Origin of the sequence: Mycobacterium sp. TKK-01-0059 (assembly GCF_000709305.1) — a bacterium.
Lineage (GTDB): Bacteria > Actinomycetota > Actinomycetes > Mycobacteriales > Mycobacteriaceae > Mycobacterium > Mycobacterium intracellulare.
This window is the reverse complement of record NZ_KL446993.1, coordinates 642,225-664,726: the sequence shown is the minus strand read 5'-3', so window position 1 is coordinate 664,726 and position 22,502 is coordinate 642,225. Positions and strand designations below refer to the sequence as shown.

General features: G+C 68.8%; 26 protein-coding genes. 12 read left to right on the top strand and 14 right to left on the bottom strand.

Annotated elements, in window-relative coordinates; all coding sequences use genetic code 11:
- Nucleotides 1-4: 4 nt before the first annotated feature.
- The 3 genes from K883_RS03395 to K883_RS03385 all read right to left on the bottom strand — a co-directional run bounded on the left by K883_RS03395 (nt 5) and on the right by K883_RS03385 (nt 2,958).
- Entirely contained in the window at nt 5-1,402 is a 1,398-nt protein-coding gene (locus tag K883_RS03395; protein ID WP_036453711.1) for an HNH endonuclease signature motif containing protein, read from the bottom strand.
- A gap of 158 nt (nt 1,403-1,560) precedes the next feature.
- Complete coding sequence (locus K883_RS03390) at nt 1,561-2,184, bottom strand: TetR/AcrR family transcriptional regulator (protein WP_020823357.1); 624 nt, start codon at nt 2,182-2,184, stop codon at nt 1,561-1,563.
- 3 nt (nt 2,185-2,187) lie between these two features.
- Nucleotides 2,188-2,958 carry an SDR family NAD(P)-dependent oxidoreductase gene (locus tag K883_RS03385; RefSeq protein ID WP_009952815.1) on the bottom strand — a complete coding sequence of 257 codons (771 nt, stop codon included), beginning with the start codon at nt 2,956-2,958 and terminating at the stop codon, nt 2,188-2,190.
- 42 nt (nt 2,959-3,000) lie between these two features.
- On the opposite strand from K883_RS03385, the gene K883_RS03380 reads away from it, so the two are divergent.
- The 5 genes from K883_RS03380 to K883_RS03360 are packed head-to-tail and all read left to right on the top strand — an operon-like array spanning nt 3,001 to nt 7,665.
- On the top strand, nt 3,001-4,245 hold the full coding sequence (locus K883_RS03380; RefSeq protein ID WP_020823356.1) for an alkyl sulfatase dimerization domain-containing protein: 1,245 nt from the start codon (nt 3,001-3,003) through the stop codon (nt 4,243-4,245).
- A complete protein-coding gene (locus K883_RS03375; RefSeq protein WP_020823355.1) occupies nt 4,242-4,991 on the top strand; it encodes an SDR family NAD(P)-dependent oxidoreductase in 750 nt (249 codons plus the stop codon). The genes K883_RS03380 and K883_RS03375 overlap by 4 nt, the downstream gene beginning before the upstream one ends.
- 4 nt (nt 4,992-4,995) lie before the next feature.
- Entirely contained in the window at nt 4,996-6,186 is a 1,191-nt protein-coding gene (locus K883_RS03370; protein ID WP_008259707.1) for a sulfotransferase family protein, read from the top strand.
- Nucleotides 6,183-6,632: a VOC family protein gene (locus K883_RS03365; RefSeq protein ID WP_008259706.1), complete on the top strand. Its 450-nt coding sequence runs from the start codon at nt 6,183-6,185 to the stop codon at nt 6,630-6,632. Before K883_RS03370 ends, K883_RS03365 begins: the two co-directional genes overlap by 4 nt.
- 22 nt (nt 6,633-6,654) lie before the next feature.
- On the top strand, nt 6,655-7,665 hold the full coding sequence (locus tag K883_RS03360; RefSeq protein ID WP_008259704.1) for a zinc-dependent alcohol dehydrogenase: 1,011 nt from the start codon (nt 6,655-6,657) through the stop codon (nt 7,663-7,665).
- On the opposite strand, the gene K883_RS03355 is transcribed toward K883_RS03360, so the two are convergent.
- Together K883_RS03355 and K883_RS03350 are read right to left on the bottom strand one after the other, a co-directional pair.
- A complete protein-coding gene (locus tag K883_RS03355; RefSeq protein ID WP_014385643.1) occupies nt 7,652-8,110 on the bottom strand; it encodes an aminoacyl-tRNA deacylase in 459 nt (152 codons plus the stop codon). The genes K883_RS03360 and K883_RS03355 overlap by 14 nt on opposite strands.
- Nucleotides 8,111-8,169: 59 nt before the next feature.
- Entirely contained in the window at nt 8,170-9,018 is an 849-nt protein-coding gene (locus K883_RS03350) for an SDR family oxidoreductase (protein WP_008259702.1), read from the bottom strand.
- A gap of 313 nt (nt 9,019-9,331) precedes the next feature.
- Between K883_RS03350 and K883_RS03345 the strand changes: the two genes are divergently transcribed.
- Nucleotides 9,332-9,994, top strand: coding sequence for a sigma-70 family RNA polymerase sigma factor (locus K883_RS03345; RefSeq protein ID WP_008259701.1), 663 nt, complete (start codon nt 9,332-9,334; stop codon nt 9,992-9,994).
- Nucleotides 9,991-10,305: a mycothiol system anti-sigma-R factor gene (gene rsrA, locus K883_RS03340; protein ID WP_008259700.1), complete on the top strand. Its 315-nt coding sequence runs from the start codon at nt 9,991-9,993 to the stop codon at nt 10,303-10,305. Before K883_RS03345 ends, rsrA begins: the two co-directional genes overlap by 4 nt.
- A 5-nt stretch (nt 10,306-10,310) precedes the next feature.
- Here the strand turns inward: rsrA and K883_RS28515 are convergent, their stop codons facing one another.
- A complete protein-coding gene (locus K883_RS28515; protein ID WP_085976515.1) occupies nt 10,311-10,385 on the bottom strand; it encodes a 50S ribosomal protein bL37 in 75 nt (24 codons plus the stop codon).
- Nucleotides 10,386-10,644: 259 nt separating this feature from the next.
- Between K883_RS28515 and K883_RS03335 the strand changes: the two genes are divergently transcribed.
- Both K883_RS03335 and K883_RS03330 read left to right on the top strand, forming a co-directional pair.
- Nucleotides 10,645-10,860, top strand: coding sequence for a biotin/lipoyl-binding carrier protein (locus K883_RS03335; protein ID WP_007773063.1), 216 nt, complete (start codon nt 10,645-10,647; stop codon nt 10,858-10,860).
- A gap of 50 nt (nt 10,861-10,910) precedes the next feature.
- Nucleotides 10,911-12,410, top strand: coding sequence for a sensor histidine kinase (locus tag K883_RS03330; RefSeq protein WP_014385642.1), 1,500 nt, complete (start codon nt 10,911-10,913; stop codon nt 12,408-12,410).
- Between the two features lie 60 nt (nt 12,411-12,470).
- On the opposite strand, the gene whiB1 is transcribed toward K883_RS03330, so the two are convergent.
- Together whiB1 and K883_RS03320 are read right to left on the bottom strand one after the other, a co-directional pair.
- Nucleotides 12,471-12,725, bottom strand: a complete 255-nt coding sequence (whiB1, locus tag K883_RS03325) for a transcriptional regulator WhiB1 (protein ID WP_003874607.1) — start codon at nt 12,723-12,725, stop codon at nt 12,471-12,473.
- 280 nt (nt 12,726-13,005) lie between these two features.
- Entirely contained in the window at nt 13,006-13,971 is a 966-nt protein-coding gene (locus tag K883_RS03320) for a diacylglycerol/lipid kinase family protein (protein ID WP_014380928.1), read from the bottom strand.
- Nucleotides 13,972-14,112: 141 nt separating this feature from the next.
- On the opposite strand from K883_RS03320, the gene K883_RS03315 reads away from it, so the two are divergent.
- Nucleotides 14,113-14,544, top strand: a complete 432-nt coding sequence (locus tag K883_RS03315) for a hypothetical protein (protein WP_008259694.1) — start codon at nt 14,113-14,115, stop codon at nt 14,542-14,544.
- Here K883_RS03315 and K883_RS03310 read toward each other — a convergent pair.
- Genes K883_RS03310 through K883_RS03300 form a run of 3 tightly spaced genes read right to left on the bottom strand, consistent with a single transcriptional unit; the run spans nt 14,496 to nt 16,716 of the window.
- A complete protein-coding gene (locus tag K883_RS03310; RefSeq protein WP_014712240.1) occupies nt 14,496-14,978 on the bottom strand; it encodes a GNAT family N-acetyltransferase in 483 nt (160 codons plus the stop codon). The genes K883_RS03315 and K883_RS03310 overlap by 49 nt on opposite strands.
- Nucleotides 14,975-16,129: an isochorismate synthase gene (locus K883_RS03305; RefSeq protein WP_014712239.1), complete on the bottom strand. Its 1,155-nt coding sequence runs from the start codon at nt 16,127-16,129 to the stop codon at nt 14,975-14,977. The genes K883_RS03310 and K883_RS03305 overlap by 4 nt, the downstream gene beginning before the upstream one ends.
- Nucleotides 16,126-16,716, bottom strand: a complete 591-nt coding sequence (locus K883_RS03300) for an acid phosphatase (protein ID WP_014712238.1) — start codon at nt 16,714-16,716, stop codon at nt 16,126-16,128. The genes K883_RS03305 and K883_RS03300 overlap by 4 nt, the downstream gene beginning before the upstream one ends.
- A 113-nt stretch (nt 16,717-16,829) precedes the next feature.
- On the opposite strand from K883_RS03300, the gene K883_RS03295 reads away from it, so the two are divergent.
- Complete coding sequence (locus K883_RS03295) at nt 16,830-17,630, top strand: ParA family protein (protein WP_009956179.1); 801 nt, start codon at nt 16,830-16,832, stop codon at nt 17,628-17,630.
- 232 nt (nt 17,631-17,862) lie between these two features.
- On the opposite strand, the gene K883_RS03290 is transcribed toward K883_RS03295, so the two are convergent.
- Nucleotides 17,863-19,089 carry an Rv3212 family protein gene (locus K883_RS03290; RefSeq protein ID WP_009956180.1) on the bottom strand — a complete coding sequence of 409 codons (1,227 nt, stop codon included), beginning with the start codon at nt 19,087-19,089 and terminating at the stop codon, nt 17,863-17,865.
- 15 nt (nt 19,090-19,104) lie between these two features.
- Nucleotides 19,105-20,634, bottom strand: coding sequence for a DEAD/DEAH box helicase (locus K883_RS03285; protein ID WP_008259688.1), 1,530 nt, complete (start codon nt 20,632-20,634; stop codon nt 19,105-19,107).
- 277 nt (nt 20,635-20,911) lie between these two features.
- On the opposite strand from K883_RS03285, the gene K883_RS03280 reads away from it, so the two are divergent.
- Nucleotides 20,912-21,619: a ferritin-like fold-containing protein gene (locus tag K883_RS03280; RefSeq protein WP_036429440.1), complete on the top strand. Its 708-nt coding sequence runs from the start codon at nt 20,912-20,914 to the stop codon at nt 21,617-21,619.
- A gap of 12 nt (nt 21,620-21,631) precedes the next feature.
- Here K883_RS03280 and K883_RS03275 read toward each other — a convergent pair whose 3' ends face one another.
- Nucleotides 21,632-22,339: an MmpS family transport accessory protein gene (locus K883_RS03275; protein WP_008259682.1), complete on the bottom strand. Its 708-nt coding sequence runs from the start codon at nt 22,337-22,339 to the stop codon at nt 21,632-21,634.
- Nucleotides 22,340-22,502 lie beyond the last annotated feature (163 nt).

Genomic DNA, 22,502 nt, shown 5'->3' with positions numbered 1-22,502 from the left:
CGGGTTATGCCGCGCCTGGATTGTCGGCTTCTTCGTCGTCGTCGTGTTCGTGGTGGAGGAGTTTTTCGGGGTGGTGGTAGGTGTTGGTGCGGGGTTGTCCGCGTTCGAGGTGGGGTGGTGGTTTCCATTCGGTGTCGCCGCGGGTGTTTTTGCGGGTGGTCCAGCCGCCGGGGTCGAGCATGCGGTGATGCGGGCCGCAGGCGAAGGTGAGGTCGTTGATGTCGGTGCTGTGGCAGGTGGCGTAGTCGGTGACGTGGTGCACCTCGCAGTAGTAACCCGAGACGGTGCAGCCCGGGGCGGTGCAGCCGCGGTCCTTGGCGTACAAGACGATTCGTTGCCCCGGGGAGGCCAGCCGTTTGGTGTGGTAGAGCGCCAGGGCCTTGCCCTTATCGAAGATGGCCAGGTAGTGATGCGCGTGGCGGGCCAGGCGGATCACCTCACTCATCGGCAGGATGGTGCCGCCGCCGGTCAGGGCTCGCCCGGCGGCGGCCTCCAACTCGGCCAGGGTGGTGGTGACGATGATGGAGGCCGGTAACCCGTTGTGCTGCCCCAACTCCCCGGAAGCCAACAGCCCACGCAGCGCCGCCAACAAGGCGTCGTGGCCGCGCTGAGTAGCCGAGCGCGTATCACCGTCGATGGCGGCCTGGCTGGGCGCGCCATCCACACACGGCATCTCATCAAGCGGGTTGCACATGCCCGGGGCGCCGAGTTTGGCCTCCACGGCTTCCAGCGTGGCGCGTAGTTCGGGGGTGATCAGGCCCCGCAACTCCGACATGCCGTCGGGTCGTTGGCGGCCCAGGGTCACCCCGCGGCTGCGGGCGCGGTCCTCGTCGGTGAAGAGGCCGTCGGGATTGAGGCAATCTTGCAGGACGTGGGCCAGGCCGTCGAGTTCGTCGGGCCGGTGATACGCGGCGTGGCCGGCGAGGTCGGCTTCGACGCGCTCGCGGGTGGCCGAGTCGATCCAGCCGGGCAGGCGGCGAAAGAATCGGCGGATCACCGCCACATGGGCAGCACCGAGTTCACCGCGGGCCTGGGCGGCGGCGGTGGCCGCCAACACCGGGGGCAAGGGTTCACCGGTCAGGCCGTGGCGTGGGCCCAGATCGGCGGCGTCTTTGATGCGCCGGCCGGCCTCGGTGTGGCTGATCCGCAGGCGGTCGGCGATCGCCTGGTCGAGTTTGGCGCCGAGTTCTTGGATGCTGGCCTGGCGTGCCAGGTGGTTGATCAACGCATGCTCGGGCACCGGCAATCGGCGGCGCGCCTTTTCGCAGCGCTCCAACAGCGCCAGGCACTCGCGCGGGGCCAGCGCATCAAAACTGAGCCCCGCCACGCCCTCGATGGCGGCATCGAGGGCGTCGAAGGCCGCGCTGATCGCGTCCCGATCGATGATGCCGCCCGAACTCATACCCGTCAAACTATCGAGGGCCACCGACAGAAAACCCCGCATTGTGGCCACTGAAACCACAGTGGCACAAGGGATTTCAATATACGTTTCCGATATCCGAAAACCTGGTCAGGGTAGGGCAAGGAAGGGGATGACGCGCTCGCCGCCCGCCGAGACCCTCAATCCCGCTGCGCCGCGAGCGCCACGGCGGTGGCCACCGCCTCCAGCAGGCGGGTGAGTTGCTCGGCGTCGCCGACGGTGCGGTCGCCGGCGGCCAGCCGGGTGAAGATGCCGGCGATGAACGTCGTGACGGCGGTGGTCTGCGCGGCCAGCAGTTCGGGGTCGCGGGTGTCCGGCTGCAGGTGGGCGATGGCGTCGCGGGCCATCGCGTTGATCCGGGCGACGAACACCTGCGCCGTCTCGGCCAGATCGGGATCGCGCGCGGCGCCCAGCAGCAACTCGTGGCGCGCCCGGTTCAGCATCAGCCCGGTCCCGTCGGCCTGCATCATGGTCAGCCGGGCCAGGTGCGCGAACGGCGAGACCGGGTCGACCGGCTCATCGATCACCGACTGCAAATTTGCGACGTCGATCTCGGCCACCCGCTTGCCGACGCCGCGCAGCAGGGCCGTGCGGGTGCGGTAGTAGTACGACGTGGTGCCCTCGGGGACGCCGGCGCAGCGGTCGACCTGCCCATGGGTGAGTCCACGCGATCCGTGCTCGGCCAGCACCCGGATCGCCGCGTCGCACAGGTCGCGGCGGCGTTCATCGCCGTCGCGCTTGCGGGATCTCGTACTGGCGGCCATGGGTCACCGAAGGACGGTGCCGCCGTCGATGTTGACGACCTGACCGTTGATCCACTCGCCCTCCCTGGACAGCAGGAAGGCGACCAGCGCGGCGATGTCGCCGGGCTCGCCGACGCGCGGTCCGCGAATGCGCTTGAGCGCGCCGGCCTCCAGGTCCGGCCACTGCGGCACCGAGCGGATGGTCTCGGTCGCGGTGAAGCCGGGCGCGACCGCGTTGCACCGGATGTTGTCCTTCCCCCACCGCGACGCGACGTGGCGAGTGAGCGCGCCGATGCCTGCCTTCGCGGTGGCATAGGCCGGGCGCGCGGGCTCTCCTTGGAACGCCGCCGCCGACGACATGTTGACGATGGCCCCGCCGCCGCGGTCCAGCATTCTCGGGATGGCGTATTTCATCGCGGCCACATACCCGCGCAGGTTCACCGCCATCACCCGATCCCAGACGTCGAAATCGATGTCCACCACGTCGGTGTCGGCCCGGATGATGCTCATGTCGGCGCCCACGTTGAACAGCAGGTCCACGCCGCCGAAAGTCGTTGCGGCGGTGTCGATCAGCGCCGCGACCGACGCGGGATCCGCCAGGTCGAAGGCCACGTGCGTCGCCGCGCCGCCGGTCGCGGCGATGCGTTCGGCCGTCCGCCGCGCGCAATCGTCGGCGACGTCGCCGACGATTACCCGGCAGCCTTCGCCGGCGAGACGGGCGGCCGTCGCCGCGCCGATGCCGGTGGCGCCGCCGACCACGACCGCCACCTTGTCGATCAGACCCTGCAATCCCATGGATATTGACTTTACCTCTAGAACTGTAGAGGATCGCCAGTCATGGCTGGGATTCATCGGGAGCGGCCCGGGGCCGGCGACCTGTCGGCGGCGACGGACACGCCCGCGCTGGCCCTCGGCGACGGCGTGTGGATGTCGCCGGGCGTCTCCAACGCCTACGCGGTGGCCACCGACGAGGGGCGGGTCATCGTCAACAGCGGGCTGGTCTTCGAGGGGCCGCTGCACCGCAAGGCTTTTGCCAAGGTGCCGGGCCCGACACGGGCCATCATCGTCACCCAGGGGCACGCCGACCATTGGGGCGGGGTGAAGGCGCTGCGCGACGAGGGCACCAACGTCGTGATGCACCGCAACTACCGGTACTGGCGCGACGACAACACACTGCTCATGGGCTACCGGGTGCCCAAGACGTCGTTCGCCTTCCAGAAGTTCTCCGACGCCGTGCTCGAGCACTTCAAGACCCTTGACCCCGCGACCATCGACTTCTCGTTCCCCGAGCCGACGACGACCTTCGACCAGCGCCACAACATCACCGTCGGAGGGCGTACCTTCGAGCTGGCGTGGACGCCGGGCGGCGAGACCACCGACGCACTGGTGGTGTGGCTGCCGCAGGAGCGAATCCTGTTCACCGGCAACCTGTTCGGCCCGCTGTTCGGGCATGTCCCGAATCTGATGACCATCCGCGGCGACCGCTATCGCGATCCCGTTCTCTACATCGAGTCGTTGAACACCGTGCTCGACTACGGACCGCAGCGGCTGATCACCGGCCACTTCGACCCGATCGAGGGCGCCGACCGCATCGCGGAGGAAGTCAGCGCGATGCGTGACGCCATGCAGGCCGTGCACGACCGCACCGCCGAACTGATGAATTCCGGCGCCGACGTCCATACCGCGATGCGCGAGGTCACCGTGCCCGAGCACCTCGACATCGGTGAAGGGTACGGCAAGACCTCGTGGAATGTGCGCGCCATCTGGGAGATGTACACCGGGTGGTTCCGGCATCGCTCCACCACCGAACTGTATGGGATCGCACCGGATTCCGTTGCGGCCGATGTGGTGAGCGCCGCCGGGGCCGACGCGCTCGTGGACGCGGCCCGCGCGCACCTGGCGGTCGGGCGGCCGGTGCAGGCCATCCACCTCACCGACCTGATCCTGGCCGCCCAGCCGTTGCACGCGGCGGCACGTGCCGTCGCCGCCGAAGCCCACGAGGCGCTGTTGGCCGACGCCGACAACTTCTGGGAAAAAGCGTGGCTCACCAAATCCATCAACGAACTGAGGTCACCCGAATGAACACCGTCAACTTCGATTTCACCGGCGCCACCGTGCTGGTGACCGGCGGCACCAGCGGCATCGGCAACGCCATCGCCGCCGCATTCGCCGGGGCGGGCGCGGCCGTCACCGTCACCGGCACCCGCGGGTCCGCCACGGACTATTCCGAGACGGATCTGAGCGCCTACACCTACCGCCAATGCCAGATACAGGACCCGAAATCGGTTGACGCCCTGGCGGATTCGCTGGGTGAACTGGACATCTTAATCAACAACGCCGGCGGCCCCTACCCGGCGGGTGACGAATACGACCCGGACGGATACGTCGCGTCGGTGACGCAGAACATGTTCGGCCCGATGCGGCTGACCATGCGCTGCCATGACCTGCTCAAGTCCAGCCAGGCTCCCGGCGGGGCGAGCGTCGTCAGCGTCGTGTCGATGTCCGCGTTCCGCTCCGCCGTGTTCGTCCCCGGCTACGCCTCGTCGAAGATGGGCCTGATCGCCCTCACGATGAACCTGTCGCGGCGATGGGCCAACGACGGGATCCGGGTCAACGCCATCGCACCCGGGCTCATCGACACCCGAATGACCCACCCGGCCATTGGCATTCCCGAGGTGATGGACGTCGAGATCGGCTTCCACACGCCCCTGGGCAGGCCCGGCACACCCCAGGACTGCGCCGGCGCGACGCTGTTCCTGTGCACCGACGCCGCCTCGTACATCACCGGCACCACCATCGCCGTCGACGGCGGATACCTGACGGTCTAAAACGATGAGCGACAACAACTTCGACAACGTCTCGACCACCGACGACGTCTTCAAGCTGGCCGCACAGCGCACCGGCCTCACCGAGATCGATTCCGACTCGTGGCGAGACGGCCTGGCCATCATGCTCGACGAGCTCAACAGTTCGCCCGCGTTCACCCCGTTCGGCCGCGAACGCGTCCTCACCGACGCCACCGACGCGCTCGGGCGGCGCATGCAGGTCCACGCCTACATCCAGGAGCACCCCGAAGTCCTCGACGCGCCCGTCGAGCGACCGCTGATCGTGCTGGGCATGCCCCGCACCGGAACCACGGTCATCAGTTACCTGCTCGACCAGGATCCGGCCCGGCGCTCGCTGCTGCACTGGCAGTGCGTGCACCCGATCCCGCCGGCCACTACCGAGGCGCTGCGCACCGACCCGCGCTGCCTGGCCCTGCTGGAGGAACAGCGCAAAATCCTGGACATGGTCACGCAGGCCAAAGTGCCGCTGCCGCACTGGGAAGACGCCGATGGGCCCACCGAGGACATGTTCATCCACAATCAGGATTTCAAGGGGCTGTCCTGGGACTCGTTCCTGTCGACCTCGCGCTACGCCGAATGGCTGTTCCACGAGGCCGACATGACCAGCACGTACGAATATCAGAAGCGTTACCTGCAGGTGTTGCAGTCCACCGCACCTGGCAACTGGAGCCTCAAGATGCCGTCGCATTCGGTGCATATCGAGGCGCTGCTCAAGGTGTTCCCCGACGCCCGGCTGATCTGGGCGCACCGCGACCCCTACAGGGCGACGGGGTCGCTGTGCAACCTGTGGAAGCTGCCCAAGGGGATGGTGCTGCATCCCGATGCCATCGACCTGAATGCCATGGGGCGCAACGCCATGGCGCAGATGCGCTACCACGTGGAGCGGCCGCTGCGCGCCCGCGATCGCATCGGCGACGAGCGCTTCTTCCACATGTACTACCACGAGATGATGCGTGACCCGATGGACGTCATGCGGCGCATCTACGAATGGGCCGACGAGCCGCTGACCGCAGAATCCGAAGCGCGGATGCGCAATTGGCTCGCCGAGCACCCCCAGGACCGGTTCGCGCTCAATGCTTACACCCTCGACCAGTACGGCCTGACCGTCGAAGCGCTCGAACCGATCTTCGCCGAATATCTCGATATGTTCGACATCGAACTGGAAGGCACAGCATGAATCCGGCGGACTGCTATCACACCGGGCTGGTGGTTGACGATATGGCCGCCGCCGCGGAACGGCTCACTGGGGTGATGGGGTACCGGTGGACGAAACCGGTCGATGCCACGTTGAGCGTGGCTACCGCGGACGGCGACATCGAAGTGCCGTTCCGGTTTGTCTACTCGGTGGACGCACCGCACCTGGAGGTGATTCAGGCTGTGCCGGGCACGATCTGGACCCCGCCGCCCGGGGGCGGCGCCCACCACATCGGCTACTGGGTCGACGACATGGCCGGTGCCGCAGCGCAACTCGAACGCAGCGGGTACCGGCTCGAGGCGCGACCCAGCGGCGAGACGCTGTCGATGTTCGCCTACTACGTCGACCCGGCTGGAGTCCGCATCGAGATCGTGGACCGGGCACTGTTTCCCGACTGGCCGGGGTTTCTGCAATCCATGGCGGCTTGACCGTAAGACGGAGGAGTCACCGATGAAGATGTCAATGGTCACCGGCCCGGGCAAGGCCGAGGTGCTCGACGCCGAGCGTCCCACGGTGGGCCCCAACGACGTACTGGTCCGGATGCGCGCCTGCGGCATCTGCGGCTCGGACGCCTTCTACATCACCATCGGCGGGCTGCCCCCGCGCCAGGGGCACACGCCGCTCGGACACGAGCCCGCCGGGGAGATCGCGGAGGTCGGCGCGAAGGTGAGCGGCCTGGCCGTCGGCGACCACGTCGTCATCAACCCGATGGCCGCCCCGGGCGGCATCATCGGCAACGGCGGGCCCAGCGGCGCGCTCGCCGACTACCTGCTCATCGAAAACGCCGTGCGCGGTACGAGTCTCGAGGTCATCCCCGACCACGTCCCGTGGGAGGTCGCGGCGCTCAACGAGCCGATGGCCGTCGCGCGCCACGGCGCCAACCGGTGCCGACCCAAGCCGACGGACAAGGTCGCCGTGTTCGGCGCCGGACCGATCGGCCTGGGCGCCACGCTGGCGTTCAAATCCCTTGGCGTGAGCCACGTCGTCGTCGTGGACCTGCTCCCCGGCCGGCTGGACAAGGCGCTGCAGATCGGCGCCGACGCCGTCATCAACTCCGGCGACGAGGACGTCGTGGCGCGGCTGATCGAACTGCACGGCGCGGGCGAGAGCATGTACCCCGGAAAGGCCGGCACGAACATCTATCTCGACGCGGCCGGTGTGCCCGCCGTCGTCAACACCGCGCTCGCCGCGGCGCAAAAGGGCGCCACCGTCGGCATCGTCGGCGTGCACAAGGAGCCGGTGCCCGTCGACCTCATCAACCTGATGAGCAACGAGATCACCCTGCTGGGGAGCATGGGCTACCCCGACGAAATCTTCGAGGTGACCAAGGATCTCGTCGCGAACTGGGAGAAATACGCGCTGATCGTCAGCCACACCATCCCGTTCGGAAGCGTCGGTGAGGCGCTCGAGCTCGCCCAGACTCCGGGCGCCGCGGACAAGGTCGTCGTCACGTTCGGCTGATGTCGGCGGTGATCGCGCCGGTGAGGCGGATCAGGTCCCGGGGCGCGACCGCGACGTCGTAATGCCGCTTGCCGGCGCTGCACAGGATCCGATCCCAGCGCAGTGCGGAGCCGTCCAGGACCGTGCGGAGCCGCTTGCGCTGACCGAACGGCGAAATGCCGCCCACCACATAGCCGGTGGCCCGCTCGGCGGCGGCCGGTTCGGCCATGACGGCCTTGGGCACACCCAGCGCCGCGGCGACCGCCTTCAGCGACAACCGCCACGGCACCGGCACGATCGCGACGGCCAGCTCGCCCGGCAGGGCGACGATCAGGGTCTTGAAGACCTGTTCGGGCGCGACGTCGGACGACTCGGACAGGTCGGTGACCGCGTCGAAGTGCAGAACCTGGTGCGGCACACCGGCTTTCATCAACGCGGCGATGCCCGGAGTGGCCGCGCCGCCCACCGGCTACCTCCGCTGGTCGTGACCCGCGGCGCCCGGCTGCGCCGCGCTTGCGATCACGACTAGGGCCCCGAGTACCCCGGCGGGTTGACGCCGTCGACCCAGAAGTCCACGCCCAGCTTCGAACCCGGCACACAGTCGTATGTCGAGAGGTCCTTGACGCCGGATTCCACCAGCACGTCCTCGCACAGCAGCATGTTGCCGGTGTACTCCCTGGACGGCTTGTTGAGGACGACGTAGGCGGCGTCCGAGTACACCTCGGGCTTGCGGGCCCGGCCCATCGCCTCGTCGCCGCCGAGCAGGTTCTGCACCGCGGCCGTCGCCACCAGCGTGCGCGGCCACAGCGTGTTCGACGCGATGCCCTCGTCCCGCATTTCTTCGGCGATGCCCAGCGCGCACAGCGTCATCCCGAACTTGGCCATCATGTACGCCGTCGGCTTCAACCACTCGCGGCCCAGCAGCACCGGCGGCGACAGCGTCAGGATGTGCGGGTTCTCGCGGCCCTTCAGATGCGGGATGCATGCCTGCGACACCGCGTACGTGCCCCGCACCTGGATGCCGTTCATCAGGTCGAACCGCTTCATGGGCACCTCGGTGACCGAACCCAGGTTGATCGCCGACGCGTTGTTGACGCAGATGTCGATGCCGCCGAACTGCTCGACGGTCTTGGCCACGGCCGCCTCGACCGAATCGGGGTCGCGGACGTCCCCGACGATCGGCAGGGCCTGCCCGCCCGCCTCTTCGAGCTCCTTGGCCGCGGTGAACACCGTTCCCGGCAGCTTCGGGTGCGGCTCGGCGGTCTTGGCGATCAGGGCGATGTTGGCACCGTCCTGCGCGGCGCGCTTGGCGATCGCCAGGCCGATGCCGCGGCTGGCGCCGGAGATGAACATGGTCTTGCCATTCAGGGACATGGCGTCACACTAACGCCACGCCGGAATCGGTCCGATCGGGGTCTACGCCGGGGAGCGGGCACCGATATCGCGGGCCGAATTCCGCCCGGAAATAGCCGGATCGCGCGCGCGGTTGATCCAATTGGTTTTCGATGCGGTGGATCACACCCGGGCAAAAGCTGTCGGGGTGAGCCTTTAGATTGGGAGGAGCAGCGTGGTGTCAACGGCGACGAGCCTGTTAGGCGAGGAGCAGTTGGCTGGCGTCCTTGCGAGTCCGGTGGCACTTTCGGTGCTTTCCGGTAACACCGCAGCAGAAGGGACCGGGTTAATCGATATGGCCGATTCTCTAGATGGCCGCGATAGCGCGGCGGGGCCGTCCATCACCGAACCCGCGGCGCCCGAAGAGACGGACGCGGAACTGACGGCGCGGTTCGAGCGCGACGCGATTCCCCTGCTGGACCAGCTTTATGGCGGTGCGCTGCGCATGACGCGGAATCCCGCCGACGCCGAGGATTTGCTGCAAGAGACGATGGTGAAGGCCTACGCGGGCTTCCGCTCGTTTCGCGCCGGGACCAATCTCAAGGCGTGGCTGTACCGGATCCTGACCAACACCTACATCAACAGCTACCGCAAGAAGCAGCGCCAGCCCGCGGAGTACCCGACCGAGGAAATCACCGACTGGCAGCTGGCCGCCAATGCCGAGCATTCCTCCACCGGGCTGCGTTCGGCCGAGGTGGAGGCGCTGGAGTCGCTGCCGGACTCCGAGATCAAAGACGCGCTGCAGGCCTTGCCGGAGGAATTCCGGATGGCGGTCTATTACGCCGACGTCGAGGGATTTCCGTATAAGGAAATCGCGGAAATCATGGACACGCCCATCGGAACGGTAATGTCACGGCTGCACCGCGGTCGACGGCAACTGCGCGGCCTGTTGGCCGACGTTGCCAAGGAGCGGGGCTTCAACCGCGGTCAGCAGGCGCACGAGGAGGTGTCGTCATGAGCGAGTTCGCCGGCCAGGGCGGTGCTTCGGCGGATGCCTGCCCCAACGACGAGTCCCACGGCAGCGTCGGCTGCGCGGAGGTCATCCGCCAGGTCTGGCTGCTGCTCGACGGTGAATGCGGCCCGGATACCCGCGAACAACTGCGCAGGCATCTCGAGGCGTGCCCCGGCTGCTTCAAGCACTACGGGCTCGAAGAGCGGATCAAGGCGTTGATCGCCACCAAGTGCAAAGGCGAGAGGGCCCCGGAGGGCCTGCGCGAGCGGCTACGGCTCGAGATTCGGCGTACCACCATCATCCGGGGTACGCAGTAGCGTCCTCAGGAATTGGGCCGCTTGCCGTGGTTGGCCTTGCTGTGCTTGCGGTCGCGCTTCTTACGGCCTCGTTTGGCCATGGGTCGAACCTCCGTTGATTGCTGTCAAACCAGGCGCCTGGCGCCGGTTGGCTTGTCGTCCAGTCTCTCATGAGACGCGCCGCGCACTGTCTTCGCCCTGGTGCGGCCCGCGGGAGGGGCCGGGCGCCGTCGTCGCGGTGGGGCCTGTGGTTCGATGTAGGCGACCTGATAGAACGTTGATGGACCAACCAGCGATGGACCAACAACCAGCGATGACCAGCGGCCAGCCTGCGCAGAGGCCGAAACGAGTGGGGTGAAGATGGCCGAGGATGTGCGCGCCGAGATCGTGGCCAGCGTGCTCGAAGTCGTTGTCAACGAGGGTGATCAGATCGGCAAAGGCGACATCGTGGTGCTGCTGGAGTCGATGAAGATGGAGATTCCCGTCCTTGCGGAGGTCGGCGGCACCGTCAGCAAGGTGAGCGTGTCGGTGGGCGACGTCATTCAGGCGGGCGACCTCATCGCGGTGATCAGCTAGCCGGTCGGGCCCTTCGACCAGCCGCCGGGGAACGACCCGGGGAGTAAGCGATGTCAACTCTCGGTGATCTGCTCGCCGAACACACCATGCTGCCGGGCAACGCGGTCGACCATCTGCATGCGGTGGTAGGGGAGTGGCAGCTGCTGGCCGACCTGTCGTTCGCCGACTACCTGATGTGGGTGCGTCGCGACGACGGCGTGCTGGTGTGCGTGGCGCAATGCCGCCCCAATACCGCGCCCACGGTGCTACAGACCGATGCGGTGGGCACCGCCATCGCCTCCGAGCGGCTGTCCCTCGTCGCCGACACCTTCGCGTCGGGCACCGCCAAGAGGGATGACGTTGCGGGTCAAGAGAATTCGTGGTTGCCGGGCACGCACGTCGAGGCGTCCCCGGTGCGCTACGGCGGCCAGGTGGTCGCCGTGCTCACGCATCATCAGACCGCGGTGGCCGCCGACCGCGCGTCCGGCCAGTTGGAGATCGCCTACCGGCAGTGCGCCGGCGACCTCGTCCACATGCTCGCCGAGGGCACCTTTCCCGACGCGGGGGACGTCGTGATGTCGCGCTCCACCCCCCGGGTCGGCGACGGCTTCATCCGCCTCGACGTCAAGGGCGTCGTCGACTACGCCAGTCCCAACGCGCTGTCGGCCTACCACCGCATGGGCCTGACCGCCGACCTGGAGGGACACAACCTCATCGAGGTCACGCGCCCGCTGATCTCGGATCCGTTCGAGGCGCAGGAAGTGGCCGAGCATGTGCGGGATCTGGTGGCCGGCGGGCGCAGCATGCGCATGGAGGTCGACGCCGGGGGAGCCACCGTGCTGCTGCGCACGCTGCCGCTGGTGGTCGACGGCGCCAGCGCCGGCGCGGCGGTGCTGATCCGCGACGTCACCGAGGTCAAGCGCCGCGACCGGGCCCTGATCTCCAAGGACGCCACCATTCGCGAAATCCACCACCGGGTGAAGAACAACCTGCAGACCGTCGCGGCGCTGCTGCGCCTGCAGGCCCGCCGCACGGCCAACGCGGAGGGGCGGGAGGCGCTCATCGAGTCGGTGCGCCGGGTGTCGTCGATCGCGTTGGTGCACGACGCGCTGTCGATGTCGGTGGACGAGCAGGTCAACCTCGACGAGGTCATCGACCGAATCCTGCCGATCATGAACGACGTGGCCTCGGTGGACCGGCCGATCCGCATCAACCGGGTCGGCGATCTGGGCGTGCTGGACTCGGACCGCGCGACGGCGCTGATTATGGTGATCACCGAGCTGGTGCAAAACGCGATCGAGCACGCCTTCGACCCGGCGGTCGAGGAAGGGTCGGTGACGATTCGGGCCGAGCGCTCCGCGCGCTGGCTGGATGTTGTCGTGCATGACGACGGCCGGGGGCTGCCTGACGGCTTCAGCCTCGAGACCTCCGACAGCCTCGGGCTGCAGATCGTGCGGACGCTGGTGTCGGCGGAACTCGACGGCACCCTGGGGATGACCCAGGCCCCGGCCCGCGGCACCGACGTGGTGCTGCGCGTCCCGATCGGTCGGCGGACCCGAATGCTGCTGTAGGCACACGCAAGAGTGCGGCCCCGACAATCGTCGAGGCCGCACCGTTTTGCGTTATCTGGGTTAAACCCCGCTGCGGGCTTTCGTCCGGGCGTTGCGACGCTTCAGCGCACGCCGCTCGTCTTCGCTCATGCCGCCCCAGACGCCCGAGTCCTGGCCCGTGTTCAGGGCCCAGCCGAGGCACTCTGTCGTCACCGGGCACCGATTACAGACCAGTTTCGCGTCAGCGATCTGCGCGAGCGCCGGACCACTGTTCCCCACCGGGAAGAACAGCTCCGGGTCTTCGTCGCGACAGACCGCCTTGTGGCGCCAATCCATACGTCTTTACTCCTTACTGAGTGCGCAGCAAGGCGCACGGCTATTTTCTTCGGCTGTTAAACGCGTGCAGAAGAAAAGGGGCCGCACCCCTACGTAATTTCTGCATGCAACCTTTTGATCGTTTCACAGGCTCAACAGATGTCAATAGTGTGAGTTCGCTCGTGGGCTATCTCACTTTGATCATCTCGTAGTCAAGCCCTTACTCCGTTGTACTACACTGGCGGGCCTCTCCCCGCCCGTGTTGGTGTCGCGTGCGCCACAGCCCACGCGTTGCCGCAGGTCAGCGTCGTTTTTGCTGAGGAGGGGCGGCCACCGCCAGCGCGTCGGGCACCGACTTGAACGTCATGGTTTCGCGCACGCCGAGGTAATCCCCGTCGAACTGGCAGGCGACGGGGCCCCCGGTCGAGGTAACTCGCACGCACGGCAGGTCGTCCTCGGTGACGAGGTGCTTGAAGTTGAACGTGGGCCGTTTTGCGAACATCTGCCGGACGATCCGCAGGGTCGGGATCGTCTTCAGGTTGGTCGGCGCGAACACCCCCAGTCCCGACTCGAAGCTGCAGCCTGGGTTGGTCCACACCGGCCGCTCGTTGGCGAACGTCCATGGGCTGGAGTTGGAAACGAACGCGAAGCTCACCCCGGTGATGGGTTCGCGGCCGGGAAGTTCGAGCGTCAGCATCGGCTCGCGGCGGGTGTAGGCCCACACGGCCGGCACCGATGCGCGGATGTAGCGCCACGCGGTGACCTTGCCGCCCTTGCTGCGTTCGGCCTCGACCGCGGCCACCACCTCGGCGTCGACACCCATGCCGGTGTTGAACACGGCCCACCGCTCGCCGCAGTCGATCAGGCCGATCCGGCGCCACGTGCCGCGCCGCTGGTAGTCGTCGAGCAACTGGATGAGCTGGTTGGTGGCCGCGACCGGATCCGCAGAGATGCCCAGCGATCGCGCCAGCACGTTCGCCGAACCGCCGGGCACCACGGCCACCGCGGGCACCGGGCCGCTCGGAAGCGTGCCGGGGCGGCCGAGCAGACCGTTGACCACCCCGCTCACCGTGCCGTCGCCGCCGTGCACGACCACCAGGTCGACGCCGTCGGCGACGGCCTTCTGCGCGAGCTCGGTGCCGTGCCCGCGGTGGTTGGTGTGTTCGACGCTGAGCTGTAGCCGGCTCTTGAGGGCGTGGGCCAGCAGATCGCGACCGGCCGGCGTGGTGGAAGTGGCTGTGGGGTTGACGATCAGCACGGCCCGCATGAAGCACGAGCTTAGGCGGTGCGACGATGCGCGCCGCAGAGCGGCGTGAGGAGGAGCGCCGCGATCGGGTTAGGCGGTGCGACGATGCGCGCCGCAGAGCGGCGTGAGGAGGAGCGTCGCCGCCCTGACTACGCTGGCGCTGTGACGCCGCCATCCGCCCCGACCGCCGTCCGCCGCGCCGGCGTCGTCGTCGCCGTGCAGGGGGTGGCCGCGCTGATCGTGGCCGTGGTCCTAGTGGTGCGCGGGATCGCCGGGGCCGACCAGCACGTGGCCAACGGTCTGGCCACCGCCGGCTGGTTCGTCCTCGTCGGCGCCGGGGTGATCGCCGCGGGCCGAGCGCTGATGCTGGGCAAGCGCTGGGGCCGCGGCCTGGCCGTGATCACCCAGCTGCTCCTGCTGCCGGTGGCGTGGTACCTCGCGGTCGGATCACACCAGCCCGGCTACGGGATCCCGGCCGGGCTTGTCGCGCTGGTCGTGTTGGGGTTGCTGTTCAGCCCGGCCGCGGTGCGCTGGGCCGCCGGCGGTCAGGGCGACTCCGCCAGCCACGCCAACTGCGACCCCGACAGCCGGTAGGTGGTCCACTCGTTCTGCGGTTCCCCGCCGATCCCGTCGTAGAGCGTGATGGCGTCGGTGTTCCAGTTCAGCACCGCCCAGGACAACCGGGTGTAGCCCTGCTGCACGCATTCGTTGGCCAGCGCCGCGAGCAGCGCCCGGGCCAGCCCGCGGCGGCGAAATCCCGGGCGCACGAACAGATCTTCCAGATAGATGCCGGCCACACCGTCCCAGGTAGAGAAGTTGACGAACCAAAGCGCCATCGCCGCGACCTCGCCGTCCACCTCCGCCACGTGTCCGTACACCGTCGGGCGGTCACCGAAAAGCGCTGCGGATATTTGTGTTTCGTTGACAGTGCACTGATCGGCGGCGTGCTCGAATTCGGCCAGCGCGTGGATCATTTCGGTGATGGCGGCGACGTCGTGGGGCGCGGCGCGACGGATGTCTGTGGTCATCGTTGGGCTTCTAGGGCGTTGAGTATCGTGGCGAATTTCGTTGTGGTCTCGGCGACTTCGTCGTCGGGATCGGACTCGGCGACGATACCGCCGCCGGCGCGAGCCAGCGCGCTGCGCCGGTCCGCCGACAGCTGCGCGCAGCGCAGCGACACCACCCAGCGGCCGTCGCCGGCGGCGTCGCACCAGCCGACCGCCCCCGCGTAGAACCCGCGGTCGCCCTCCAGCTCGGCGATCAGCTGGACCGCCGCCTCGGTCGGGACGCCTCCGACGGCCGGGGTGGGGTGCAGCGCCAAAGCCAAATCGATTGCGCTCGTTGAGGTATCGCGAAGCCGTCCGCTGATCGGCGTGCACAGGTGCCAGACCGCGGCGGTGCGGCTCAGTTGCGGCTCGGCGGCGATCGACAGGTCGTCGCACAACGGCTGCAGGGCCGCCCGGATCGTCTCGATCACCAGCTGATGCTCGTGCCGGTTCTTGGCTGAGGCGGCCAGCGCGGCGCCGTTGGCGGCGTCGGCATCCGGGTCGGCGGCCCGCGGGGCCGACCCCGCGAACGGCCGGCACTCGACGCGGTCGCCGCTGCGCCCCACCAGGAGTTCGGGGCTGGCGCCCACCAAGGCCACGCCCGCGTAGCCGTCGCCGGCGGCGCTCAGATCGACGAGGTAGCCGTAGGCCGCCGGGTCCGCGGCCACGAGCCGGCGCAGGACGGCCCGCGCATCCATGGGGGCATCGGTCACCAGCTCCAAGGCGCGCGCCAAGACCACCTTGTGCAGCGGGTTGTCGGCTGCGGCGAGCTGATCGCGGGCGCGGCGGATCCGGTCGCGGTAGTCGCCCGGCGGCGGAAGCGCCGCGGCCACCCGCACCGGCGGCAGCGGGCCCGTCGGCCAGTCCGGGAGTCCGTGGGTGACGTCGACGGCGCGCGGCGTCAGCAAAGCGGCCGGGCTGCTGACGTCAAAAGGCAACGCGCCCAATACAATCGGCGCCTGATTCGACCGCAGCGCCGCCTGCGCCGCGCCCACGTCGCAGTAGCGCCGCAACACGCCGTCGGCGATCAGGGTTCGGGTCGGCCCGCACAACGCGAACGGCGGTTCGTGATCTAGATGCTCGACTCCTTCTCGCGCCGCTGCGCGGCGCGCATCGTCGTCTTCGCGATTCACTGGCCGGTCAACCCGAGCGCCCGCAGCTGCCGCACCCCGTGCTCGAACCCGCAGACCGCGATCGACGCGGTGATCATGCCGAAGCGACTGCCCTCGACGAGCGGCAGTTCGACCCAGCGGGTGATCACCGCGCGCGAGAAGTGGCCGTGGCTGACGAAGACCACGTCGCGCGACTCCATGTGCCGCAGCGCCGTCGTGACCGCCGCGTCGGCGCGCTCGCTGACCTGTGCGACGCTCTCGCCGCCCGGACATCCGTGCGTCCACACCAGCCAGTCGGGCACCGACTCCCGGATCTGTTCGGTGGTCAGGCCCTCATAAGAGCCGTAGTCCCACTCGGCGAGCTGTTCTGTCACGTCGTCGACGGACAATCCGGCCAGCTCGCCGGTGACCAGCGAGCGTCGCCGCGGGCTGCTGATCACCAGTGGGTCAACAAGTTTGAGCTCGCCCAGCACCCCGGCGGCCAGCTGGGCCTGGTCACGGCCGGCATCGGTCAGCTCGACCTCGGTGCGGCCGGTGTGCTGGCCAGACTTCGACCACTCGGTCTCGCCGTGGCGCAGCAGCACCAAACGGTGATCATGCAAGCCCATAGAGAATGATTCTGCCGGACGACATGCGGTGGCTGCCGGGCCCGAGCGCATGGTGGACGAACATGCCAGGATGGCACTGTGAGCGCGCGGCGATGCGGAGGGGCGGGCGGCCAGTGAGTAGGACCCGGGTATTGGCGGTGGCCAACCAGAAGGGCGGCGTCGCCAAGACGACCACCGTTGCCTCGCTGGGGGCGGCGATGGTGGAGGAGAAGAAGCGGGTCCTGCTGGTCGACCTCGACCCGCAGGGCTGCCTGACCTTCTCTCTCGGCCAAGACCCGGACAAACTCCCGGTCTCCGTGCACGAGGTATTGCTCGGCGAGGTCGAGCCCAACGCCGCGCTCGTTGAGACGGCCGAGGGAATGACGCTGCTACCGGCCAACATTGACCTGGCGGGCGCCGAGGCCATGCTGCTGATGCGGGCAGGGCGCGAATACGCGCTCAAGCGAGCGCTGGCCAAACTCGCAGACCGGTTCGACGTGGTGATCATCGACTGTCCGCCGTCGCTGGGTGTGCTGACCCTCAACGGGCTGACGGCCGCCGACGAGGTCATCGTGCCGCTGCAGTGCGAGACGCTCGCGCATCGCGGTGTGGGCCAATTCCTGCGGACGGTCGCCGATGTCCAGCAGATCACCAATCCGGAGCTGCGCCTGCTCGGCGCGTTGCCGACGCTGTACGACTCGCGCACCACCCACACCCGCGACGTGCTGCTCGATGTCGCCGACCGCTATAGCCTGCCGGTGCTGGCCCCGCCGATTCCGCGCACGGTGCGTTTCGCTGAGGCCAGCGCCTCGGGTTCGTCGGTGATGGCGGGCCGCAAGAACAAGGGCGCGTCGGCGTACGGCGAGTTGGCGACGGCGCTGCTCAGGCATTGGAAGAACGGCAAGCCGCTGCCGACGTTCGCGGTCGAGGTCTAGCGGCGATCGCCCGCCCGGCGCTCAGCGCCGAGCCGCAATCTTGAGTGTGAACTGACGGCTTTGAGTGTGAACTGGCGGCGCGCCCGATCGGCGTGTCGCCGCCGCAGATTCACACCGAAAGCCAACGATTCACACTCGACGGGCCCTAGGCTGCCCGACGGGCTAACTCGGGCGACGGCCGTCGCGGCCCGATGGGCTAAGACGCCCGGGCGGCCGTCGCCGCCCCGAACGCTCAGCCCAGGGCGACCACGGTGTCGCCGCGCTGCTCGAACACCCGCGACCCCGACACGGCCGGGACCACCGCCCTCCCGGGTGGCGGGGGATTGGCCGCACGGTCGACCGGAATGTAGCGTTCGCCGGTCCCGCTGACCGGGTCGTAGACGCCGATCGCGCCGGTGACGGGCACCAGCAGCCGGCCCGCCATCATTACCCCCGGCCCCAGCGGCGCCGTCTTGTCACCCGCGGCGATGGTGTAGCGCAGCGCCAGGGTGTTCACGTCGAAAACCATCAGCGAATCGCCGGTCCACCAGGTCATCAGGCTGCCGGCGTGCGAGACCGCCGCCGAGCGCGACGGCGGCTTGGGCAGCAGGGTGCTCGCCACGGTGGCGCCGGTTTCGTCGATCACGTCCACCCGGGGCTGGGGCGCCGGCAGGTACACCGCGGTGGTGGTGTCCCGGACTGCCAGCACCCGGGCACCCGAATCGGGCGCGATCCCCGGCTCGGCCACGACGTGTTGCTGGGGTTCGTCGTCGTCCTTGCCCGGCCGGAGCAGCACCAGGCGCAGGTCGGCCTGATTCGCGCAGCTCTCCAGCACCGAGACCGCGGACGAGCTGGCCGCGGCCGAGATCAGCCTGCAGCCGGAGTGCAGCCCTCGCGACGACGGCTTCACCCGGGCGTCGGTCTCGCCGTAGGCCACCATCCGGACCATGTCCGAGCGCCACAGCTCCAGGCGGGTGTCACCGACCGACAAGACGGTCATGCCGTCGGAGGAGAGCCGCACCCGCGGGTCGGCGTAGCCACTGCGGGCGGGGCCGCGGTGACCGGTGGAGCCGTCCAGGGTGCTCACCTGCCCGCAGCCGCGGTCGTCGCGGTAGACCCCGACGGCGTAGCGGTACAGCCACGAGACTCCGCAGAGGCTGGTGTCGCGGGCGTAGCTCCAGCGGGACTGGCCCGTGCCGGCGTCGCGCCCGTCGATCCGCACGCCCGCACCGGTGACGACCACCCCGCCCACCACCACCGGCTCGGTGGTGGCCGGACTGGAGGCGGTCCACAGTTGTTTCAGGCCGGCGGGAACCTGCCGGGCCGGGCTCGGGTTGGGCGCCGGGACGGCGGCCGGGCGGCTGCTGGTGGCCCGCGCGTCGCTGGTCCACCAGATGAGGGCCGCCGTCACCGCGACGACGACCGCGATGGTCGCGGCGGCCAGGATGTCGCGCTTGGTCCGGCGCTCGGGTCTGACCATGCGTGGCGCGGGGAATTAGTTGTTTTGCGCGGTGGGGGCCGCCGCGGCGGCTTCCGCCGGCTTGCGGCGCCGACGGCGGCGACGGCTGGAGCCGGCGTTTCCCGGCGGGGAGCCGGCCGGCGTTTCCGCGGCGGCATCACCGTTGCTGCTCGCGGCGCCGTTGCCCGACGGGTGCGCGCTGACCGGCTGGCCGCCGCGGGTGCGCCGCCGCGTCCCGGACCGCCGCGCGGTCTTCTCCGATTTCTGTCCCGGCTTCTGGGTGGCGCGCTCACCGGTGCGGCGCGCGCCCTGCGCCTTGCGGGCCGCACCGACGGTGCCTCCGGCATCGGCGGGGATGCTCAGCTCGTCGTACAGGTGCGGCGAGCTGGAGTAGGTCTCGGCGGGTTCGGGGTTGTCCAGCCCCAATGCCTTGTCGATCAGCGCCCAGCGGGTGAGCTCGTCCCAGTCCACCAGGGTGACGGCGACGCCGGTCTTGCCTGCGCGGCCGGTGCGCCCGATGCGGTGCACGTACGCCTGCTCGTCCTCGGGGATCTGGTAGTTGATGACGTGGGTGACGTCATCGATATCGATGCCGCGCGCGGCCACGTCGGTGGCCACCAGCACGTCGATGTCGCCGGTCCGGAAAGCCTTGAGCGCCTTTTCGCGTGCCACCTGTCCGAGGTCGCCGTGGACGGCGCCCACCGCGAAACCGCGCTCGGCCAACTCGTCGGCGACCTTCTGGGCGGTGCGCTTGGTGCGGGTGAAGATCATCGTGGCGCCACGGCCCTCTGCCTGCAGGATCCGGCTGACCAGCTCCACCTTGTCCAGGGCGTGCGCCCGGTAGGCGTACTGGACGGTGGTGTCGTGGGTGGCCGCCGAGTGCGGCGCTTCGGCCCGGATGTGGGTGGGCTGGTTCATGAAGGTGCGGGCCAGCGTGATGATCGGGTCCGGCATGGTCGCCGAGAACAGCATCGACTGCCGGTCGACGGGGATCTGCCGCAGGATGCGCTCGATGTCGGGCAAAAAGCCGAGGTCGAGCATCTCGTCGGCCTCGTCGAGCACCAGCACCGAGAGCCCACCGAGCTGCAGGTGGCCCTGCTGGCTCAGGTCGAGCAGCCGGCCCGGGGTGCCCACCACGACGTCGGCGCCGGCGCGCAGCGCCTCGATCTGCGCCTCGTAGGGGCGGCCGCCGTAAATGGGGACCACCGATAGGCGCCGGCCTTCGTCGGCGGTCAAATGCTTGGCCGCCAGCGCCAGGTCATCGGTTACCTGCAGGCAGAGCTCGCGGGTGGGCACCACGATCAGCGCGCGGGGTGTTCCGTTGAGCGGCCGCTCGGCGGTGCCGGAGGTGATGCGCTGCAGCAGCGGCACCCCGAAGGCGAAGGTCTTGCCCATGCCGGTGCGGGCCTGCCCGATCAGGTCGTCGCCGGCGAGCGCGAGCGGCAGGGTCAGTTCTTGGATGGCGAAGGGGCTTTCGATCCCCTTTTCCGCGAGCGCGCGCACGATTTCGTCGCGGACGCCGAGTTGAGCAAAGGTCAGTTCAGTTGTGCTGGTCAGTGTGGTCATGCGTGGGTAGGTAGCCTCTCGAAGACGTATCGGATTGTGTCGGGTGTTTCTCTGTCGCGGTCACGCGCGCACGAGTTCCGACTCCGAATACGTCGCCGAGTCGCGGGCTCCGGCTCAGTCTGGGGGTCCCAGCCCGGGCGGGCCTGCTGTGCACGCACATTTCGCCGATAGCGGCGTGGAAGAACATTGGCACAAATAACACCGCCATCTACCTACATGATAGCTGGTCGAGCTCCGGCACCCGTTTCGCGCCAACTCCGCCGACTACAGTGTTGCCATGACCCGGCCCTCTTACCAGCCCACTTCCACCGACCAAGTGGAGGAGTCGGCTGCCCCGCGATTGTCGGCCGATCACCCCGGGGTCAACGAGTTGTTCGCGGTCTTGGCCTACGGCGAGATCGCCGCGTTCTACCGGCTCACCGACGAGGCGCGGATGGCCCCTGACCTGCGCGGACGGATCTCGATGGCGAGCATGGCCGCCGCGGAGATGCAGCACTACGAGCAGCTGCGCGACGCGCTGGAAAGCCGCGGCGTCGACGTCGTGTCGGCGATGTCGAAGTACGTGTCGGCGCTGGAGAACTACCACCGCCTGACGATGCCCAGCACGTGGCTGGAAGCCTTGGTGAAGACGTATGTCGGTGACGCTCTGGCCGCCGATTTGTATCTGGAGATCGCCGACGGGCTGCCCGACGAGGTTGCCGACGTGGTGCGGGGGGCGCTGGCCGAGACCGGGCACTCGCAGTTCGTCGTCGCCGAGGTGCGCGCCGCCGTCACGTCCAGCGGCAAGCAGCGCAGCCGGCTCGCGCTGTGGTCGCGCCGGCTGTTCGGCGAGGCGATCACCCAGGCCCAGTACCTGCTGGCCGACCACGACGAGCTCGTCGACCTGGTGCTGTCGGGCGCTGGCGGGCTGGGCCAGCTCAACGCGTTCTTCGATCGGTTGCAGCTGACGCACGACCGCCGCATGCACGAGTTGGGGCTGAGCTGACGGCCGTCAAACTCAGCGCGAGCAGGTCGCCATGTTCGACGGGCTGCCCGACGCCATGATCCGCTGACCGGCGGCGTTGAAGACCGAGCAGCTGAGCTGGCCGTAGAAGCTGGTCGCGACCACGGATTCGGTCTGCACGCCGGGATTGAGGACCACTACCTTCGACCACGGCAGCGACACGTTGAACTCGCTCTGCGGGACGCCCCGCGCGTCGGTGTAGACCACGTTCACCAGGTCCAGCAGCTGCTTGGTCCCGCTCACGCTGTAGACGACGGTGCGCGGGTTCAGCGCGGCCGTCGGCGGTGCGGGCGCGAGAGGCGGTGCGGCCGTGGGGGTTTGGGCCGCCGGGGTGCTGGGCGCGGCGCTCGGCGTGGTGACGGTCGTCACGGTCTCCGGCGGCAGCTGGGCCACGCGCGAGGGGCTCGGTGGCGCGGACGCCTTGGTGGTCGCGGGTGCCGAGGTCACCGGGTGGGGGGCCGGCGCTCCCAGCGTGGCCTTGGTTGACGCGCTGTCGCCGCTGTTGATGATGACGGCGGTGGCGACGGCGCCGACGGCCACCACCGCGCCGAGGATCGCCGTCGCGGGTCGCCAGCGCGAATCGGCCGGCCAGCCCGTCCAGTTGTAGTCGGCGTTCAGGTAGGGGTCGGTGTCGCAGTCGTCAGCGTCGTCGTCCGGGTAGCTCCGGATCCGGTCGTCGAGGTGCGGCAATGTGGTACCCATGGGGCCGAAGTTAGCCATGTGAAAGCGCGGATCGGGTATCGCGTGGGTGTGTGAGACAACCTGCAAGCGAATCGTTATCGGCACGCGACCGAAGTTTCGCTGACCGCGAAGTGTGGGGACGCGACGAGGTGGGGGTCTGCCGCGTCAACTAGCCTGCTGCTGA

Coding starts and splice junctions, on each gene's coding strand:
- K883_RS03380 (WP_020823356.1), top strand. CDS start 3,001: ATGGCTGGGATTCATCGGGAGCGGCCCGGGGCCGGCGACCTGTCGGCG.
- K883_RS03390 (WP_020823357.1), bottom strand. CDS start 2,184: ATGGCCGCCAGTACGAGATCCCGCAAGCGCGACGGCGATGAACGCCGC.
- K883_RS03320 (WP_014380928.1), bottom strand. CDS start 13,971: ATGCGGGCCGTGCTGATCGTCAACCCCACAGCCACTTCCACCACGCCG.
- K883_RS03370 (WP_008259707.1), top strand. CDS start 4,996: ATGAGCGACAACAACTTCGACAACGTCTCGACCACCGACGACGTCTTC.
- K883_RS03365 (WP_008259706.1), top strand. CDS start 6,183: ATGAATCCGGCGGACTGCTATCACACCGGGCTGGTGGTTGACGATATG.
- K883_RS03345 (WP_008259701.1), top strand. CDS start 9,332: ATGGCCGATTCTCTAGATGGCCGCGATAGCGCGGCGGGGCCGTCCATC.
- K883_RS03275 (WP_008259682.1), bottom strand. CDS start 22,339: ATGGGTACCACATTGCCGCACCTCGACGACCGGATCCGGAGCTACCCG.
- K883_RS03375 (WP_020823355.1), top strand. CDS start 4,242: ATGAACACCGTCAACTTCGATTTCACCGGCGCCACCGTGCTGGTGACC.
- K883_RS03330 (WP_014385642.1), top strand. CDS start 10,911: ATGTCAACTCTCGGTGATCTGCTCGCCGAACACACCATGCTGCCGGGC.
- rsrA (WP_008259700.1), top strand. CDS start 9,991: ATGAGCGAGTTCGCCGGCCAGGGCGGTGCTTCGGCGGATGCCTGCCCC.
- K883_RS03385 (WP_009952815.1), bottom strand. CDS start 2,958: ATGGGATTGCAGGGTCTGATCGACAAGGTGGCGGTCGTGGTCGGCGGC.
- K883_RS03285 (WP_008259688.1), bottom strand. CDS start 20,634: ATGACCACACTGACCAGCACAACTGAACTGACCTTTGCTCAACTCGGC.
- whiB1 (WP_003874607.1), bottom strand. CDS start 12,725: ATGGATTGGCGCCACAAGGCGGTCTGTCGCGACGAAGACCCGGAGCTG.
- K883_RS03290 (WP_009956180.1), bottom strand. CDS start 19,089: ATGGTCAGACCCGAGCGCCGGACCAAGCGCGACATCCTGGCCGCCGCG.
- K883_RS03350 (WP_008259702.1), bottom strand. CDS start 9,018: ATGTCCCTGAATGGCAAGACCATGTTCATCTCCGGCGCCAGCCGCGGC.
- K883_RS03360 (WP_008259704.1), top strand. CDS start 6,655: ATGAAGATGTCAATGGTCACCGGCCCGGGCAAGGCCGAGGTGCTCGAC.
- K883_RS03300 (WP_014712238.1), bottom strand. CDS start 16,716: ATGGGCTTGCATGATCACCGTTTGGTGCTGCTGCGCCACGGCGAGACC.
- K883_RS03280 (WP_036429440.1), top strand. CDS start 20,912: ATGACCCGGCCCTCTTACCAGCCCACTTCCACCGACCAAGTGGAGGAG.
- K883_RS03335 (WP_007773063.1), top strand. CDS start 10,645: ATGGCCGAGGATGTGCGCGCCGAGATCGTGGCCAGCGTGCTCGAAGTC.
- K883_RS03310 (WP_014712240.1), bottom strand. CDS start 14,978: ATGACCACAGACATCCGTCGCGCCGCGCCCCACGACGTCGCCGCCATC.
- K883_RS03395 (WP_036453711.1), bottom strand. CDS start 1,402: ATGAGTTCGGGCGGCATCATCGATCGGGACGCGATCAGCGCGGCCTTC.